Genomic DNA, 19,213 nt, shown 5'->3' with positions numbered 1-19,213 from the left:
CTTACGACTTTTTCCAAACAAATTTATTTACATAATCTGTATAACTAATAATTGTTCGGAGGACTTTATCTGATACATTAGGTGCTATGTAATTATTAACTTTATTGATCAATCTCACTTTCCCCCTAGGTTGTTTCTCCAGAATCTCGATTGCTTGTAATATGCGTTCAACATTCATACCTGTGAACATTACAGCTCCCTCTTCAAAGCCTTCTGGTCGTTCTTGCGCATCACGAATGTTAATAGCAGGGAAGTTTAGTATTGAGGACTCTTCAGTAATTGTACCACTATCACTTAATACGACTTTAGCTCCCATTTGAAGCTTGATGTAATCACTAAAACCAAGTGGTTTTAACAATTTCACTAAGGGATGAAACTCTAAGTCAAGTAAGTCAATTTTCTTTCTGGTACGAGGGTGTGTCGAGACAATAATAGGGTGCTGGTATTTTTCGGCAATGGCATTTAGAGCTTGTACGTAACTATGAATATTTTTTTCAGAGTCTACATTTTCTTCTCTGTGAACACTTACTACAAAATATTCGCAAGCTGTTAAACCTAGTGTTGATAAAATTACGGCATTAGTGATTTTTTCCTTATAACGATTGAGTACCTCGTCCATTGGGCTGCCTGTTTTAACTATCAGGTCTGGCTTTAAGCCCTCAGCTAATAAGTATTCTCGCGCTATATCTGTATAAGGCATATTAACGTCGGAAATATGATCAACGATTTTTCGATTGATTTCTTCAGGTACTCGCATATCGAAACATCGATTACCGGCTTCCATATGAAATATTGGAATTTTTTTACGTTTGGCTGGAATTGCAGCCATAGCACTATTTGTATCGCCTAATATCAAGACAGCATCCGGATTAACGTCAGCAAACATTGCATCAGCTTTGCTTATAACTTGTGCCATTGTTTCAGCAGCTGTAGCTCCAGCACACTCTAAAAATATGTCTGGCGCTCGAATTTCTAAGTCTTCAAAAAATATCTGATTCAGCTCATAATCATAGTTTTGCCCAGTATGAACTAGTATATGCTCACAGAATTCATCAAGCTTTGCTATGGTGCACGACAATCGTATGATCTCAGGTCGGGTGCCTACAACAGTAACAACTTTTAACTTTTTCATGCTTTATACCTTTTTACGTAATCTGTATGCATATACTCAACAAGTTTGCTCCACGCTGGTGGGCTAAACTGAGTTAACTGCCTAAATTTATCTGAATTTAGCGAGCGATCTATAACCAGTTCTTGCGATTCAGAAATAGTTATTTCTTTTTGGTATTGCTCTGCTATCAACTTTAATAGCGTGTATTTATCAATGGGATCCACCGACAAGTGCAATAACCCCGAGATTTCTGGGTATGGTAAAATATATTCAACCAACAGCTTAGCTATATAACAAGTGGGCAAACCAGAAAACACCGCTTTAGAAAAACCTTTAGTGCTTTCGCCTTGTGATAAAAACCAATCAACTAAACTAACTGCTGAAGTAAGTTCGTGCCCTATAATTGAGGTTCTTAAGGTCAAGTGCTTACCATAGCTCACTTCACCAAGGCACTTAGATTTACCATATAAATCGCACGCATCGGGTAATGAACTTTCGTTGTATAAACCTACGTCACCGGTAAACACACAGTCGGTTGAAAAATGAATCAATTTTGCATTAAATTGATCACAAATATTGGCCAGCTCATGAGGAAGTAATGCATTAATTTTAACGGCATCAATGTGTTGCTTTGAAATACCATGCTGCTTAATTAAACCTACACAGTTAATTACTACATCGGGCGTTACTGTTTCGATCGCGAACTCCAGTGAGCTAATGTCATAGGCGTCAACACCAGTAATTAATTGCTGCTCTAAATTGCTAAAAAATAACTCTTTACCAGCAATACTGCGTACTGTTCCAAATACGGATAAGTTAGCGTGTTCATTTAAGTTGCTTAACAGGCTATAGCCAAGCATCCCAGTAGCACCTAAAATTAATACTTTCATACTTAAACACCTTCAGGAACGATGATGTTTCCAGACTCAATTTCACGCATAAAATCAAGCTTGCGTAGTAGTTGCTTCATACCTTCAATATCTAATTGCTCAGTATTATGAGAGTTATAATCCTCTACTTTTGAAAGGTCAGACTCACCCTCTTCAAAAAACTTTGAATAGTTTAAATCTCTATTATCAGCTGGTACTCTAAAGTATTCACCTTGCTCTTGTGCAACAAACATTTCTTCACGGCTACATAAAGCTTCGAATAGCTTCTCGCCGTGGCGGGTACCAATTACGTTTACAACATGCTCGGGCTTTTTTAGCATTTCAAGTAAAGCTTTTACTAGCACTTCAATAGTTGCAGCCGGTGCTTTTTGTACAAAAATATCGCCATTTTTACCGTTTTCAAACGCATGTAGTACTAAATCAACAGCATCGTCTAGTGTCATCATGAAACGTGTCATTGTTGGATCAGTAATAGTAATTGGCTCATTATTAACTACCTGTCTAATAAACAAAGGAATAACTGACCCACGCGACGCCATTACATTACCATAACGGGTACAGCAAATGGTTGTGTTGGTATCTTCTAAATTACGACTTTTCGCTACAATAACTTTTTCCATCATTGCTTTTGAAATACCCATAGCGTTAATAGGGTAAACCGCTTTATCGGTGCTCAAACACACTACGCGCTCAACATTATTAGCGATAGCCGCTTCTAGCACGTTTTCTGTGCCTAACACGTTAGTTTTAACTGCTTCTAACGGGTAAAACTCACATGACGGAACTTGCTTTAATGCGGCAGCATGGTAAACATAATCAACCCCCCTCATTGCAGTTGCTACACTTTGGGCATCTCTGACATCGCCAATATAAAATTTCAACTTTGAATTATTAAAAAGTTTTCGCATATCATCTTGTTTTTTTTCATCTCGAGAAAATATACGGATTTCTTTGATATCTGTATCTAAAAATCGACGTAACACAGCATTACCAAATGACCCGGTACCGCCGGTAATCAATAGTTTTTTATTTTTAAACACAAATACTCCTAAAAATTTTAGACTTAATAAACATTACATTTCAAAAGCTTTAATGAAGCTATTCACATTATTTTGAGATGATAATCTATCATTACTCCAATTACTAAATGCAGTTTTGTCATCATCTGTAGCTTCCAGTAAAACCTGAACCTTCCTTGCCATTAATGCAAAATCTCTAACATCATCAACTTGGGCGACTAAATCTTGTGATTGAAATAATTGTGCATAATCCCCTATATATGAGGAAGTAAGTATTGGTGTGCCTGAAGCAGCATACTCGCCAATTTTACCAGGCGATGCTACCTCGTTCATTAAATCATTATCTCTTAATAAAACGCATATATCTGCTGCATTATAGTAATTTACAACTTCTGAATTTGGCACTTCTTTAAGAACTATCTTTTCATCAGGAAGGCTTAACTTAGACATAAAACCCTTTGCTATGAACTGATCACTTTTATGTGTAAGAATGATAAATTTGGCATTAGGAGTTACATTCTCTAAGTAATACTTAAAAAAACAAAGTGTATTTTTTATATTTTGCCATGAATAATATACGTTTCCTGCATAAACAAATACATGTTCATTTTTAATACAAAGTTTATTTCTAAGTGCTTGACGATTCTTTGCACTAAAAGTTAAACGTCCCTTGACAAAGCCAGTAGACGTTACTTGTACTTTTTCGGTTTTGAGAAAGCTATGTCTTTTTAATAAAACTTCTTTAAATGCTTTTGACAAAACAAGCAATCCATCCGCGCCTTTTATTTTTTCAGGAAAGTTATCAATACTAGCCTTAGCCGAGTTTAAATAGTCATCATAGAACCCATCTTTATAAGGATTCCTTTGTAAATAATTATATTCAGATAGGCCGTCACCTTCGACCTCAATATAATATTTGAAATTTTTACCAAAAATAAACTTTGTTAGTCTCAATGGCCTTAAATCTACCTTTTTAGCTATGAGCGCAACTTTCCTAAACTTTAATACATTAAAGAAAAGATATATGACTGTATAAAGTATATTTAATGCAGCATGTGGAGTTTCAATTACTTTTACTCCATTAAGCTTACTTACTTCATTATATTCATTTATCTGTTTTTTTATTTGTTGCCGTGACATAACAGTAAACATAGTTACATCAACCCCTTTTTCTTTAGCTGCAGACACCCAGCTATAATAAAGATAAAAGTGGTTTTTTAAATTAGGCCTAAAAAAATATAATCTTTTCAATTCTATTTATTACCATTCAAAAACTTAACATACCAAGGCATAGCCTTACTTATACCTTGTAATATTCTATATTCAGGAGCATATCCCAAATTAGATTTAGCCTTACTTACATCTGCTTGGGAGTGCCGAACATCACCAGCTCTAAAATCTTGGTATGTAGGTTTTTGAACAGATTTAATATCACATTCAATTAGCGCCGTTTGTATTGCTTTGTATAAATCATTGAGTGTAGTTCGATCGCCGACAGCTACGTTATACACGTTATCTTTCGCGTCATCAGATCCTGTTGCAGCTAAAATATTCATTTGAACCGTATTCTCTATAAAGCAAAAATCTCGACTTGTTTCACCATCACCATTTATAAAGACTTCATCACCTTGAATCATAGCGGCAGTCCACTTAGGAATAACTGCAGCATAAGCTCCGTTAGGATCTTGACGTTGGCCAAATACATTAAAGTAACGCAAACCTATCGTCTTAAAGTTATACGTTTTAGCATAAACACCAGCATATAATTCATTAACGTATTTAGTAACTGCATAAGGAGACAGCGGATTACCAATATTCTCTTCTATCTTTGGTAGTGCAGGATGGTCACCATAAGTCGAACTACTAGCAGCATAGGTAAAGCTTTTTACTTTAGCCTCTTTTGCAGCTTGTAACATATTTAAAAAACCAGTGATGTTCGCAGCATTCGTTGTTACAGGATCTGCAATAGAACGTGGCACTGAACCGAGTGCGGCTTGGTGTAATACATAATCAATGCCTTCACCGTTATTAGCTAACGCTGTTTCACAATCCTGATAATTACGAATATCACCTTCAATAAAGTTAAAGCCTTGCCATTGCTCGGAAGTAACTAAACCCTTTACTTCGTCAAGATTATGCTGATGGCCTGTTGCAAAGTTATCGAGGCCCACAACTATTTGATTTAATTTCAGTAATTGCTCTAAAATATTTGAGCCAATAAAACCTGCAACACCCGTTATTAACCAAGTTTTAGGTGAGGCCAGTAGTTCAGCTTTAATTTGTTCGTAACGAGTCATGTTAATCCTTAGTCGAGCTCTAGCTCAGAAAACCTAATCAGTTTTCATAAATTTAATTATCTAATATCAAAGAGCGGGGTAAACTAACGCATTGTATAATTACAAACGCATATCTACACTTTCTTTTGGTAGTACGTATTTTAAGTCGTAAAGTACATGCTCAACTTTACCTAGTGCACGGATTTTATCTGCACCCATTTCTTTAAATTCGTTATGGCCAACTGCAAGTATTATTGCATCGTAGTTATTTTTTTTATACTCTGTGGTTAAGCTTAAATCGTATTCATGTTGTGCCTCAATGTTTGAGCACCACGGATCTACAATGTCTACATTAATATTGTATTCTTTAAGTTCACTTATTATATCAACTACTTTTGTATTACGCAGATCAGGGCAATTTTCTTTAAAGGTTAAACCCATTATGAGCACATTCGCCTCGTCTACATGAATGCGCTTTTTAAGCATTTTTTTCACAAGCTCAGAGACTACATGTTTACCCATCCCATCGTTTAAACGGCGACCTGCTAAAATCATTTCGGGGTGGTAACCTACGCTTTGGGCTTTATGTGTTAAGTAATATGGATCAACACCAATACAATGTCCGCCAACTAAGCCTGGTCGAAATGGTAGGAAGTTCCATTTAGTACCAGCAGCTTCTAATACTTCGAGCGTGTCTATACCTAACTTGTTAAAAATAATCGACAACTCATTAATTAAAGCTATATTTACATCGCGCTGTGTATTCTCAATTACTTTTGCTGCTTCTGCCACTCTAATCGAGCTTGCCTTATGAGTACCTGCGGTAATAATTGACTTATAAAGTTGATCTACCATTTCTGCAATTTCAGGTGTTGAGCCTGATGTTACCTTCAGTATATTTGTAACTCGATGCTCTTTATCACCTGGATTAATTCTCTCTGGTGAATAGCCGGCAAAAAAGTCTTTATTAAATACAAGGCCTGATACATGCTCAACTACCGGTATACACTCTTCCTCAGTAGCTCCTGGATAAACAGTTGACTCATAAATTATTATATCGTCTTTTTTAACTACTTTACCCAACATTTCACTCGCTTTAATAAGTGGTGTTAAGTCAGGCTGTTTATGGGCGTCTATAGGGGTTGGAACTGTTACTATATACACATTACAGCTTTCGAGATCTGACACTGTATAAGAGAAATTCAGCTGCGGAGATTGCTTAAGCTCTTCATCGCTTACTTCAAGCGTAGAATCGTGACCGGCTTGCAATTGTGCGATTCGACCTTGGTTAATATCAAATCCTAGTACGGGGTATTTTTTACCAAACTCGACAGCTAAAGGTAATCCAACATACCCTAAACCAATAATTGCAATTTTTTTGTTATCTAAATTCATTTCCAAATACCTTTTGTATCTATACAGATTATATTATCAGGGAGAGGGCTAATTAACTTAAAAGCGTGATGTTCTACAAGTAAAACCGCGATATCTGTTTTTTCAAAAACACCTTCTAATTGTTCCAACCTAGCATTTTTGATTTCCTTAGGTAGAGATTTAATATTTGGTTCGACAAAATTAACTATAGAGGGATGATAATCGGATATTTGCTTCGCAATAGCTAAAGCAGGACTCTCTCTTAAGTCATCTATATTAGCTTTAAAAGCAAGCCCAAAACAGGTTATTCTAACATCAGCAAGTACTTTACTGGGGTTAGACTTTAAAAAGTCTATAATTGCTAACTTAACTTTATCAATTACCCAAAGAGGTTTTGCATCATTCACTTTACGAGCTACATGGATAATCTGTGCCTGTTCTGGTGTTTTACTAACAATGAACCATGGATCAACAGCAATACAGTGCCCACCCACGCCTGGGCCTGGTTGCAAAATATTTATACGAGGATGGCGATTTGCAAGTGATATTAACTCCCACACATCGATATCTAATTTATCACAGATTATAGATAATTCATTCGCAAACGCTATTTGAACGTCTCTACATGAGTTTTCTGTCAATTTTGCCATTTCTGCAGTGCGTGCATTAGTAATTACACACTCACCTTCTACAAAGGTTTTATACAGTTCTACTGCTCGCTCTGAGCACCTAACACTCATTCCACCTATTACTCGGTCATTCTCAACCAATTCTCTTACTACATGCCCAGGTAAAACACGCTCAGGGCAATGTGCTACATTAATATCGGCTTCTGCATTTTTTTCTTGCGGGAAAGATAAGTCAGGCCTAGCTGTAGCTAACCACTCTGCCATTTGCTCAGTAGCTCCAACTGGCGAGGTAGACTCTAGTATTACTAAATCACCTTTTTTTAGTACCGGGGCAATAGCTTCACTGGCTTTTTTAATATAACTTAAATCTGGTTCTGGTATTTTGGAGTCATTATTTTTAAAAGGAGTTGGTACTGCAATTAAAAATGCATCTGCTGGCTCTGGTTTTATTACCGCTTTTAAATAACCTTTAGTCACAGCAGTATGCACGATCATGTCTAAATCAGGTTCTACGATATGTATTTCGCCACGGTTTATTGTATCAATGGCATATTGGTTTACATCAACCCCAATGACTTTTTTTTTGCACGATGCAAACATTGCAGCAGTTGGCAAGCCTATATACCCTAAACCAATAACTGAAATTGTATTAAATGACATTATTATCCTTGTGTATGTAGGTTCTAGGTTCTAGGTTCTAAGTTCTACAAAACTCTAATTTTAAATTTTTTGATACAAGCATTATTGGTTTGTGTAAAGCTTGTGAATCTATTCTTTATGAAATAGTTACGCGATATAAAATCGCTGCTACCTATTAATTTTTTGCTAAAATCTCGCATATACGTTGGCATGCCTGTCCATCACCGTATGGATTATGAGCACGGCTCATTTCTTTATACGCCACTTCATCTTCTAGTAACTCATTTAGTGCAGAGGTAATTTTGATAACATCTGTGCCAACTAACTTTACTGTCCCGGCTTCAATAGCTTCCGGCCGCTCTGTTGTATCTCGCATCACTAAGACGGGTTTACCCAAACTTGGAGCTTCTTCTTGTATACCACCAGAGTCAGTTAAAATAATATGGGAGCGGTTCATTAAGTACACAAATGGAAGATATTGTTGTGGCTCAATTAAATGAACGTTATTTACACCTTTTAAAATACGCTTTACTGGCTCTTGCACATTCGGATTCAAATGAACAGGGTAAACTATTTGGCATTCTGGGTGTGCTTTTGCAGTTTGTGCTAAAGCTTCGCATATACGCTCAAAACCATCACCAAAACTTTCACGTCGATGGCCGGTAACTAAAATAAGCTTTTTGCTTTCACCAAGCATTGGAAATTGTGCTGCTAATGACTTACTTAGTTCTACGTCATTTTCTATTTGTTGTTTAACCATTAACAGTGCATCAATAACCGTATTACCTGTTACCGATATACTTTCTGCAGCGTAGTTTTCTTTAAGTAAGTTAGCTTTAGAGTTTTCTGTTGGCGCTAAATGATACTTTGTAAGCGACCCTGTTAATTTTCGGTTTCCTTCCTCAGGCCATGGCGAATAAATATTACCAGTGCGTAAACCAGCCTCTACATGGCCTACTGCTATCTGCTCGTAATATGCAGCTAAACTAGCAGCAAATGTAGTTGCAGTGTCACCGTGTACTAATACAATATTTGGCTGAAACTCTTTAAGTACAGGCGTTAACTCCAATAAAATTCGACTCGTGACTTCAGGCAGAGTTTGCCCTACTTTCATTAAATTCAAATCATAATCCGGAATTATTTTAAACAATTCAAGTACTTGATCTAGCATTTCTCGGTGCTGGGCAGTTACACATACTTTAGCTTCAAAACGACTATCGCTAGCAAGTGCATGTACAAGTGGCGCCATTTTAATGGCTTCAGGGCGGGTACCAAAAACAACCAATATCTTTTTATTTGACATGTAAATACTGCTCTATATAGCTTACTTAAATAATGTAATGCGAACTATTTTCTAAAGAAATTTATCAAGAAAACACTAAAAACACCTGAAATTATACCAAAAAACGTCCCTAGGATACTGATAACAGCCCTTGAAGGTTTAGATCTTTGTTCTGGAGCAATAGCAGGATCAATTGTTTTAAAAACGTACTCATCCCGCACTTTTGCGAACATAATTATTTTAACCTGCTCTTCAATCAATCTATACAAAACGGTCCTTATATCAGCGACCTTAGTTTTTTCTATTTGGCTCGATAAAAAATTAATGCTCTTGTTTGCCTCTCCGACATCCCGTTCTTTCATTACTAAATTTATATCCTGTACAAGCCAGTCAACCCAATTTTTAGCTATAGATGGCGATAAATGTTGGATTGATATTGTCACCATCGCTGTTTCTTTATCTAAATTATATGATAATAAACTCCTGAAGACCCTATAAGACTCTTGAGCAGAAGGCTTCTGAAAATTACTCCCTTCTAACCACATAGATGTAGATGAATCATACATGTTGGGGTTATAACGTATTTCGTTGTCACTTTTATCCCACGATTTTGAAGCCATTAAATCTGCTAATATATTACGATTGTCAATAAATTCAGTGATAAACTTACGGGACTTAAGTATCTCTAGTGCCATTTGAGTTTTATCTACTCCCACACTTCCTCCAAGGTTTATACCAGCCAAACTGGCTAAACCTCCAAGTTGGTTAGAAACTCCACCAGCCTTATCTTGCTCAGCAGGTGCTAATAGCACTTCAGATTTATATATATTAGGCTGATTAATGGCGTAAAAAACAGAGGCTACGGCAAATAATGAAGTGATCGCGATAATAATCCATTTACCTTGCCAAATAGCGGTAAATAGTTCACGAAGATCAATTTCGTCATCAGTGATGATTTGTTCACTTGTTTGTTTTGGGTTATTTATACTATTTTCCATGTAAATCTCAGCTCACTCTGCGCGGCGTAAAGCCGTGCCTACAAATAAATGCGCGATGTAAAATCACACCTACAAACAAGCGCGGCGTAAAGCCCTGCCTACAAATAATGCGCGATGTAAAATCCCGCCTACAAATAATGCGCGATGTAAAATCCCGCCTACAAATAATGCGTGATGTAAAATCCCGCCTACAAATAAGCGCGATGTAAAATCCCGCCTACAAATAAATGCGCGGCGTAAAGCCGCGCATTGCTATTAAATACTGCCTATTGCTGCTACTGCCACACCTAGTTGATAGAGTATTTGTGTAGCTGTGCTCCAAAGCGTTAACTTGTCCATATGGCCTGCGTCCATTGGTATAACTATTGTATCGCCTGGTTCTAACTGCTCAGAATTATTAGCCGCAAACCAGCCACCGGTGTTTGGTATTTTAACCGAGCCATTTGCTTTTATAATATAAATACGGTCTTCATCAGCACGTTCTTTTAAGCCACCGCTTAGATTAATGTACTCATCAACACTTATGCCTTGTTTGTATAAATGCGAGGTAGAGTAGTTAACCTCGCCTATTACACTAATTGAATCACGTTTACTTGGCACATAAAGTGTGTCGCCATCTTGCAGTACTAAATTTTGTTGATTATTAACTATTAGTGGAAGGTCGATAACTAAGCGCCCTAATGCCTCTACACTAGCTAAGTCATTAAGTAGTTTGTCCATTTCTTCATACGAGAGTGAATTACTACTCGTTGAACTTTCAAAGCTTTTTGAAGCTATATCGCGGCGTAGCTCTGTAGATAAACGTGCAAGTTGCTCTTCCTCTTGCTGCTTAACAGATGTACGAGTAAACACGGCTGCTTTTTGCTCTGCAAACGTTGAAAAACCACCTGCTCGTTCTAGCAGCTCAGTAAGTGTTTCGCCACGGCGTATAGTATAAGTACCAGGAAATTTTAGCTCTCCCTTTAAAGTTACTTTTACGTTTTCTTGCCAGTTTGGAATAGCAAATACATTAAGACTGTCTTTACTTTGTAATTTAATACGGCTTTGCGTATTACCGTTGATTGCTTGAGCAAAATCTATTTTTAAATGTTCAACTCTTGAAGAATCACCGTCAATCATACGAGTAATTTCAGCCTGCTTAGTATAAGCCGATTCTTGCAAGCCACCTGCAGCGGTAATTAAACTTGCAACTTCGCCACCCACTGTTAGCGGATAAACACCTGGATAGGTAACACTGCCGTTAATTTCTACTAGCTGAATAGCCTGCTCGTTAGATGCTTGGCGTCTAATTTTATCTATTATTGGCATTAGTAAATTGTGACGACTAAAAAATGCATAATTTTCAAGATCAAGCTTATTAACTCTACCTTTAGTTATCTCTTTAATAGAGTTTTCTTGGTCGCTTTCGAGCTTAGAGTTATTCACTACACCAACATATTTTTCGAATTCTTTTTGCTCAAATTTATGCCACTGCTCTACTTTTTGTTGCTGCTTTTGCTGCTTTTGACTAAGCGCCATATTTGCGAGAGCCGATTGTTCAGCTTCTTTTTGTTCAAAACGGCTAAATACAACAATTTTGTCATTGCTTTGAAGCAGTAGGTTATTCTCTGGGTTTTTGATAATTGCTTGGGCTACATCAAACTGATGCGTTTGTATGTCACCATTTATATTGGTTTCGCGGATTAAGAGTCCGTAGCTTAAATCTGCTTGTGGGAGTAAATCGCCACGCACTGATTTAAGCACATCTGAAATACGCTTACCTTGGTGCCATTGATAATTACCAGGGCGTGCTACTGCACCTATTAAGCTAATTGAATTTTGATACTGAGAACTAACTGAATTAAAGCGAATGCGGTCGCCATCTTGCGGAATATAATTAATTTGCGGTTTTGAAAAATCTACCGAGAGTACTTCCCTACGATCGAAGTTATAGCGCTCAACAACTGCATTTTTAGCATAAGCATCTGGTTTTAGGCCACCTGCCATCATTAATAATTGCTCAGCAGACTCACCTTTTTTAAGCTCGAATACTGCTGGGCGTTTAACCGCACCTTCAACGGTTACTTGAGCACCAACCGATGGTATAAATACAGCATCACCCGGTTTTAGTACTATGTCGTTACTGCTGTCACCTTTAATAAGTAAGTCGTAAAGGTCAAAATTCACAACGACTTTGCCAGCTCGTTTAACCTGTATATTACGAAGAGAAGCAATATCCGACACTCCGCCGCTTACAAATAGTGCGTGCGATACTGTTGTTAAAGAAGACACACTATAACTGCCTGGTTTGTAAGCTTCACCCAGCACTAAAATGCGCATACTTCTAAGTTGCCCAAGCGACACAAAGGCTTTTACCCCTATCACTTCTTGTTCTACTTTTGCTTTTACTAATTCTTTAATTTCGGCAAAAGTTAAGCCAGCAACTTCTACCGGGCTTAAGTCAGGAATACTCAAACGGCCTTCACGGTCAACTATTACGTCAAAACTGTCGCTTTCTTTTCCGTAGAGATTAATTTTTAATTGATCCCCTGGACCAACTGTATACGTGTCAGGCACTGCGGCATTTTCGCTCGGTATAAATGACGTTGGCTCACCTGCAAAAAGCTCGTAACCATATGGCTTTAGTTCGTCTGTTTTAGGTTTAAATCGCTCTTCGTCGGTTAGCTTTTTTTCTTCTGTTTCAGGGCGTTCACCAATAGTTGATTGCTGCTGGGCACCATCTTGAGTATTAGATTGGTTTGTACCGGTAATTGTAGATATATCTACACCATATTGCTTAGCCAGGGCTTCTTGCTGTGCTTTTGGTAATTTTTTAAATTGCTCAATTTGAGAGGCGGTTGGCGTAAAAGCCAAAGTACTTAAACTACAAAGTAGTAAAAAAGCACTAAAAAAATATGTTAAAACTTTCACAAGTAGGTACATCCCTAGTTCTACAACCAAAATCGGTCGCCATAATACATTAATTTCACGCAAATAAAAAAGGAACTTTCGTCCCTTTTTTTCATTTTAATGTCATTTAAATTCGATAGTCTAGTTAAAAACTATAAACGAGTGTTAATGACGTTTCTGTATCTGTACTTTCTTCATCATCTGCAACATCTGAGTTGTTAATAATATTAAAAGCAACTTTCATTTGTAACGAACCATTTATTTTGGTGAGCAAGGCAGTTTCTGAGCGCGTTTTAGTGTTTGAATCACCGTATTCAACTGAGACCAATTGAGTAAAACGTGCATTTTCAGAAATTTGCCAATTGTAGTCGAGCTTACCTAAAGCAATTACTTCACTATCACTTTCGCCGGCAAGTAAATTGCCATTATCGTCTTCTTGGGTACTGCTGTCTGAGTATTCAAAAAACTTGTAACCAGGACCAATTTCAGCATTTAGCCACATAGTTTTTTCGTTCAGTAAACGCAAGCCATAACCAGCAGAAATTACAGACTCAGTTCGGTATGCACCAAAATAGTCTGATACGTGTGAACCATAAATGAATAAATGAGAATGCTTTTCGTTTAATTTGTAATTACCTTGCGCAGAGGCAGAGTACTTTTCGTTGGTACGTTGCTTATTTTTATCTCCGCTATCATCTTCAATTTCATCTTCTTTGTAGATACCATCTATTTTATATTCGTTATTCCAGCTATCTAGGTTGTGCAATACCTTAAGACCACCTTTTAAAGTAGTTGTTTCGGTATTACCACTCGTTACAATTGCACCTAGCTCGCTGGTAACTTCCCATGTTTTTTGCTCTGCATCTTCTTCGGCGAATGCGTTAGTTGCAGCAGATGCTGCAACTAAAATTGATAAAAGCTTTAATTTCATTAAAATAACCTATCTAAATGCTAATAATTAGTCTTGCTTGTGAAAGTGAACATCCATTTGTGGAAATGGGATTGAGATATTTGCATCATCCAATGCAATTTTAATATTTTCCATTAATGACCAGTATGTAGGCCAGTAATCAGCAGAGTTAACCCAAGGTCGAACAATAAAGTTTACGCTAGAATCACCTAGCTCATTTACAGATACATTGTAAGCTGGATCTTTAAGTATGCGTGTTTCTGCATCTAACACCGATTTTAATACTTCTTTTGCTTGACGTAAATCAGCATCGTAACCAACGCCGATAACTAAGTCGATACGACGAGTAGACTCTCGCGAGAAATTAGTAATAGCACCTGACATTATTTGAGAGTTTGGCACGATAATTACTTTGTTGTCTGGAGTGCGCAGTTCTGTTGAGAATATTTCGATTTTCTTAACAGTACCCATTTTGTTACCTGCTTCAACAAAGTCACCAGACTTGAATGGGCGAAGTAAAATAATAAGTACGCCTGATGCAAAGTTAGATAACGACCCCTGCAATGCTAAACCAACAGCTAAGCCTGCAGCACCTAAAATAGCAATGAATGACGTTGTTTCAATGCCAATTTGCGAAAGCGCCATTAAAATGGTTACTGCGAACACAAGAGTAAACACGATGCTAGCAACAAAAGATCCAACTGCCTTATCTACTTTCTTCTTAGCAAAACCTTTTTCGGTTAAGTTAGAACAAAACTTAGCAACACGACTACCAATTAAAAAGATAACAAGCGCAACAACAGCTTGAATACCATAATGTAAGATTAGGCCTGAGTTTTCGTTAAGCCAATTAAGTACTGAATCCATATTTACTCCAAATGTTTTAATTAAGCGTTTTGCGAATATTATTATACATTATTTTACAATTTATTCTCATGGAATAATGAATTAATACTATTAAACGCAGCTTAATTCGATTTTTCAGAGGTGATTCTGTGCCAAATATACAGCTTGGTATAGATAAATATTAATTGCCCAACGCTGATTACATTTGCATAGTTTAAATTATTTTAATTTATTTCACTTTTTGGCTTCACAACATTTAATATTTTATGTATTATGCGCGCCACACCAAACATGGTGTGTGTAGTGGCGGTTGTAGCTCAGTTGGTAGAGCCCCGGATTGTGATTCCGGTTGTCGCGGGTTCAAGCCCCGTCAATCGCCCCACTTTTTTTCAAAAATATTATTTTCAATATATTTTAAAAACATACTTAGCAAATCTCTTATCTTAGTATTTTATTCCTCTCCTGTAACACCTTAGTGATTTAAGCTTCCTTTCAATACTTTTATACCCTTTATTCGAAATGAATTATTTGGTTACCGTATACTCTATATCCATTAAAAATTAATAACCCCCCCCTATACTTCATTTTATATCAATTACATTGCTATGTTAGCGCATAAGCCAAAGCCTTCTAAAATAAAAATTGCGTAGTTCAAACCCATTCTAAATAAGCCCCTAACTTGATGACCCCAAGATGAAAGTCGCTATATTAAGATCTATAGAGACTACCTTCAACTTTTTTACTTTTTCTTAATTAGCCCTATGAACAAAGCTACAATCATGAGTGCCCACAAGATAAGGGTTGCGTTTTATTTGTGGGCGGGGCTTTATGCCGCGCTTTTATTTTGGGTTAAATTTGCGCGAGGCAATGCGTTAAGAGCTGCGCGAGGTAAACTCCCGCCTACGGGTTACGGGTTGCGTTTTATTTGTGGGCGGGGCTTTATGCCGCGCTTTAGCTTTACTTGCGCGAGGTAATACGAAAAGACCTGCGCGAGGTAAACTCCCGCCTACAGGGGCGGAGTTATAGTTGTGGGCGGGAGTTTATGCCGCGCTTTTGTGTTTGAGCTTATGTTTTATTTGCTCGAGGTAAACTCCGCGATAAGAGCTGCGCGAGGTAAACTCCCGCCTACGGGTTACGGGGTTGTGTTATATTTGTGGGCGGGGCTTTATGCCGCGCTTTTATTTTGGGTTAAATTTGCGCGAGGTAATGCGTTAAGAGCTGCGCGAGGTAAACTCCCGCCTACGGGTTACGGGGTTGGCTTTATTTGTAGGCGGGGCTTTATGCCGCGCTTTTGTCATTTAATATAAATACAATCCCAATGTGGATATAAGCCTATATTTTTAACTAACCCAGCTCTTAGGGGATTGGCAACTATATAACGGGCACAATTCACAAGGTCACTTTCATCTCGTATCATATGATCGTAATAATCAGGTTGCCAAAGTTTACTGATTTGAGATTGATCTCTGGCTAATTTGGTACACCGCCCTTTAAAAGTTCTTATTAAATTTCTTAGTTCAATACTTTTTTTTAATTGAAAAAGCCAATGAATATGATCTGGCATTAAAACAAATGCGATACTTTTACATGCCCCCTCTTCTTCTAGCCTTCTCAGTTCGTTGATTAACAGCCTATTTAAATTTAAGTTGTTAAAAAGGCTTCGCCTCGAATTAGCTACTAAAGTAATGCTGTAATAGTGATTAGCAATTGAAATACGCCCTTTTCTTAAAAGATGTGATTTTTTCATTATGTCTATATTGTTAGTTTATAAATAAACATAGCTGCTAAATAATCATTTGCACAAAAAAGTTAAGGGCTGCGCGAGGTAAACTCTCAAGAGCTGCGCGACGTAAACTCCCGCCTACGGGTTACGGGGTTGTGTTGTATTTGTGGGCGGGGCTTTATGCCGCGCTTTTATTTTGGGTTAAATTTGCGCGAGGCAATGCGTTAAGAGCTGCGCGAGGTAAACTCCCGCCTACGGGTTACGGGGTTGGCTTTATTTGTAGGCGGGGCTTTATGCCGCGCTTTTATGTTTGAACTTATATTTTATCTGTGCGATGTAAACTCTTGCATGTAATTTATAATAGATTATAAAAAATGCCACCTTAAATAAGGTGGCATTTACACACGGGGTTATTTCTACTTATAGAAATCCTTTTACTTTTTATTTGTTTTTTTATGTTGTTTTATTAACAAATAAATATGTACCCAAAGGTAGCATTTAGCGCTTTGGGTAGCAACAGTAAAAGGTAAAGTTCATATATCTGCCATATTAATGTCATAAAAAAGCGCGAAGTAAATTCGCGCTCATATACTTAACTGCCGTTATATTTTAATACATACGTATTTTTCTTCTAGGTACTCATCAAGCCCTTGATGCCCGCCTTCGCGCCCTAAGCCTGATTGCTTAACACCACCAAATGGTGCAACTGGGTTCGATATAACACCTTCGTTTACACCGACCATACCAAATTCAAGCCCTTCACTAATTCGGTAAATTTGCTTAATATTTTGGCTGTAAAAATAAGCTGCCAAACCAAAAGGTACATCGTTAGCAAGTGCAAGTACTTCGCTTTCTTCATCAAAAGGAATAACCGTTAATACAGGGCCGAATACCTCTTCGTGGTAAATATCCATCTCTGTAGTTACGTTGTTTACTATTAATGGATTTTGAAAGCTGCCACCTAGGTCACTATTATCGCCAATCAGCGTAGCGCCTTTATCGAGTGCGTCTTGTACTAACTGTTGTACTTTATCTTTCGCATTAGGATAAATAAGCGGGCCAATATCAACATCGTCCTCAAAGCCATTCGCCACTTTTAATGCTGTAACTTTGGGTGTTATTTTTGAAAGCACTTTATCAAGAACATTACGCTGAATAAAAATACGGTTTGCCGCTACACATGCTTGACCACTGTTTCTAAATTTAGCCGCCATTAACCCTTCAACAGCTTCATCTAAATCTGCATTATCAAAAATGATAAAAGGCGCATTACCACCAAGTTCCATTGAGGTGCGTTTAATTGTGTCTGCACATTGCGAAAGTAACTGCTTACCCACACCAGTAGAGCCTGTAAATGTAAACTTACGAACAACTTCTGATTCAGTCAGCATTTTACCTACTGTTTTGGCATCTTGTGAAACCAGTACATTAAATGCACCTTTAACAAAACCAGCTTGATCGGCCAGATAAGCAAGTGCGATAGCACAAAGTGGCGTATGTTCAGAAGGTTTTAATATAAAGCTACAACCCGCAGCATAAGCTGGAGCTACCTTGCGAGTAACCATAGCAACAGGGAAGTTCCAAGGCGTTATACCAGCCACAACGCCTACAGGCTGCTTAAAGCTAGTTAAACGATGTGAGTTATCAGTTGGCGGGATCACGTCACCGTAACTACGTTTGGCTTCTTCAGCAAACCATTTGATAAAACCTGCACCGTAATCAATTTCGCCAAGAGATTCTTTGAGTGGCTTACCTTGCTCTTTGGTCATTAGCTCTGCAAGTGTTTGCTTGTGCTTAATAACTAGCTCATACCAGCGCATCAACGTTTCGCTTCGCTCGGTGGCATTAGTCGCTTTTAACTTAACAAAAGCCCCTTGAGCTGCAGCTATTGCGCTATTTACACCCTGCTCGTCAATATCGCTTACTTCAACAATACTTTTTTCGGTCGCGGGATCGTTAACGCTAAAGCGCGTATCCGTTTTATAAAATTCGCCGTTAATAAATGAGTCAGAAAAAATTAGATTATTCAAAATAGACCTCCGAAATAAATTTTAGGGGTTGGGTTTAACCTGTAGCAGCGGGTTTACCCCGCGTTTATATAATCTGAAAATACGTGATCATTTTTGATATTCAAGTTTGAGATTAGTAAAATTTAACTTAAAACGTTTGAGATTTAAAAACGCGACATAAAGTCGCTGCTACATGTTTATGAATGCTTTTTTGAAAAAAAAAAGCCGCTGTATCAAACAGCGGCTTTTAATATATACATCGTTAAAAACTAGTGCTCTTCATTAACGATATTGAGATTGTACTTAGGTATTTCAACCACTAGGTCTTCATCTCTTATAATTGCTTGGCAACCAAGGCGTGACTCAGGCTCTAAGCCCCATGCTTTATCTAGCATGTCATCTTCTAGCTCATCACTCTCTTGTAGTGAATCAAATCCTTCACGAATCACCAAGTGACACGTAGTACATGCACACGACTTTTCACAAGCATGCGCAATGCTAATACCATTTTTAAGCGCAGCGTCGAGTACCGTTTGACCTGTAGGAGCTTCAATTGCAGCGCCGTCAGGACATAATTCAGGATGTGGAAGAAAAACAATTTGTGGCATTCTAATCTCT

Annotated in this window: 15 protein-coding genes and 1 tRNA gene; 1 reads left to right on the top strand and 15 read right to left on the bottom strand. The window is 37.6% G+C overall.

Features of this window, described 5'->3' with window-relative positions:
* Position 1: 1 nt before the first annotated feature.
* The 12 genes from wecB (PX700_RS10780) to PX700_RS10725 form a co-directional block, all read right to left on the bottom strand.
* Positions 2-1,132, bottom strand: a complete 1,131-nt coding sequence (gene wecB / locus PX700_RS10780) for a non-hydrolyzing UDP-N-acetylglucosamine 2-epimerase (protein WP_479520694.1) — start codon at positions 1,130-1,132, stop codon at positions 2-4.
* On the bottom strand, positions 1,129-2,001 hold the full coding sequence (locus PX700_RS10775; protein WP_479520693.1) for a dTDP-4-dehydrorhamnose reductase family protein: 873 nt from the start codon (positions 1,999-2,001) through the stop codon (positions 1,129-1,131). Before PX700_RS10775 ends, wecB (PX700_RS10780) begins: the two co-directional genes overlap by 4 nt.
* Positions 2,002-2,003: 2 nt before the next feature.
* Positions 2,004-3,041 carry a polysaccharide biosynthesis protein gene (locus PX700_RS10770; protein ID WP_479520692.1) on the bottom strand — a complete coding sequence of 346 codons (1,038 nt, stop codon included), beginning with the start codon at positions 3,039-3,041 and terminating at the stop codon, positions 2,004-2,006.
* 33 nt (positions 3,042-3,074) lie between these two features.
* Positions 3,075-4,271 carry a glycosyltransferase gene (locus PX700_RS10765; protein WP_479520691.1) on the bottom strand — a complete coding sequence of 399 codons (1,197 nt, stop codon included), beginning with the start codon at positions 4,269-4,271 and terminating at the stop codon, positions 3,075-3,077.
* Between the two features lie 2 nt (positions 4,272-4,273).
* Positions 4,274-5,317, bottom strand: coding sequence for an NAD-dependent epimerase/dehydratase family protein (locus tag PX700_RS10760; protein ID WP_479520690.1), 1,044 nt, complete (start codon positions 5,315-5,317; stop codon positions 4,274-4,276).
* Between the two features lie 99 nt (positions 5,318-5,416).
* Positions 5,417-6,691: a Vi polysaccharide biosynthesis UDP-N-acetylglucosamine C-6 dehydrogenase TviB gene (gene tviB, locus PX700_RS10755; RefSeq protein ID WP_479520689.1), complete on the bottom strand. Its 1,275-nt coding sequence runs from the start codon at positions 6,689-6,691 to the stop codon at positions 5,417-5,419.
* Positions 6,688-7,959, bottom strand: coding sequence for a UDP-N-acetyl-D-mannosamine dehydrogenase (wecC, locus tag PX700_RS10750; RefSeq protein ID WP_479520688.1), 1,272 nt, complete (start codon positions 7,957-7,959; stop codon positions 6,688-6,690). Before wecC ends, tviB begins: the two co-directional genes overlap by 4 nt.
* Before the next feature lie 154 nt (positions 7,960-8,113).
* On the bottom strand, positions 8,114-9,241 hold the full coding sequence (wecB, locus tag PX700_RS10745) for a non-hydrolyzing UDP-N-acetylglucosamine 2-epimerase (protein ID WP_479520687.1): 1,128 nt from the start codon (positions 9,239-9,241) through the stop codon (positions 8,114-8,116).
* Between the two features lie 44 nt (positions 9,242-9,285).
* Positions 9,286-10,218, bottom strand: coding sequence for a Wzz/FepE/Etk N-terminal domain-containing protein (locus tag PX700_RS10740; RefSeq protein ID WP_479520686.1), 933 nt, complete (start codon positions 10,216-10,218; stop codon positions 9,286-9,288).
* Positions 10,219-10,473: 255 nt separating this feature from the next.
* Entirely contained in the window at positions 10,474-13,128 is a 2,655-nt protein-coding gene (locus PX700_RS10735) for an SLBB domain-containing protein (RefSeq protein WP_479520685.1), read from the bottom strand.
* A 124-nt stretch (positions 13,129-13,252) separates the two neighbouring features.
* Positions 13,253-14,038 (bottom strand): DUF481 domain-containing protein, encoded by a 786-nt coding sequence (locus PX700_RS10730; RefSeq protein ID WP_479520684.1) that lies wholly within the window; start codon positions 14,036-14,038, stop codon positions 13,253-13,255.
* Positions 14,039-14,065: 27 nt separating this feature from the next.
* Positions 14,066-14,884, bottom strand: a complete 819-nt coding sequence (locus PX700_RS10725; RefSeq protein WP_479520683.1) for a mechanosensitive ion channel family protein — start codon at positions 14,882-14,884, stop codon at positions 14,066-14,068.
* 285 nt (positions 14,885-15,169) lie between these two features.
* On the opposite strand from PX700_RS10725, the gene PX700_RS10720 reads away from it, so the two are divergent.
* Positions 15,170-15,245, top strand: a tRNA-His gene (locus tag PX700_RS10720).
* 912 nt (positions 15,246-16,157) lie between these two features.
* Here PX700_RS10720 and PX700_RS10715 read toward each other — a convergent pair.
* The 3 genes from PX700_RS10715 to fdx all read right to left on the bottom strand — a co-directional run bounded on the left by PX700_RS10715 (position 16,158) and on the right by fdx (position 19,203).
* Entirely contained in the window at positions 16,158-16,610 is a 453-nt protein-coding gene (locus tag PX700_RS10715) for an REP-associated tyrosine transposase (RefSeq protein WP_415637855.1), read from the bottom strand.
* Between the two features lie 578 nt (positions 16,611-17,188).
* Positions 17,189-18,616, bottom strand: coding sequence for an NAD-dependent succinate-semialdehyde dehydrogenase (locus PX700_RS10710; protein ID WP_415637854.1), 1,428 nt, complete (start codon positions 18,614-18,616; stop codon positions 17,189-17,191).
* 248 nt (positions 18,617-18,864) lie between these two features.
* On the bottom strand, positions 18,865-19,203 hold the full coding sequence (fdx, locus tag PX700_RS10705; protein ID WP_007586379.1) for an ISC system 2Fe-2S type ferredoxin: 339 nt from the start codon (positions 19,201-19,203) through the stop codon (positions 18,865-18,867).
* Between the last annotated feature and the right edge of the window lie 10 nt (positions 19,204-19,213).

Source organism: Pseudoalteromonas sp. TP27 (assembly GCF_056470645.1).
Note: the sequence above shows the minus strand (reverse complement) of the source record. Positions and strands in the feature narration are given on the sequence as shown.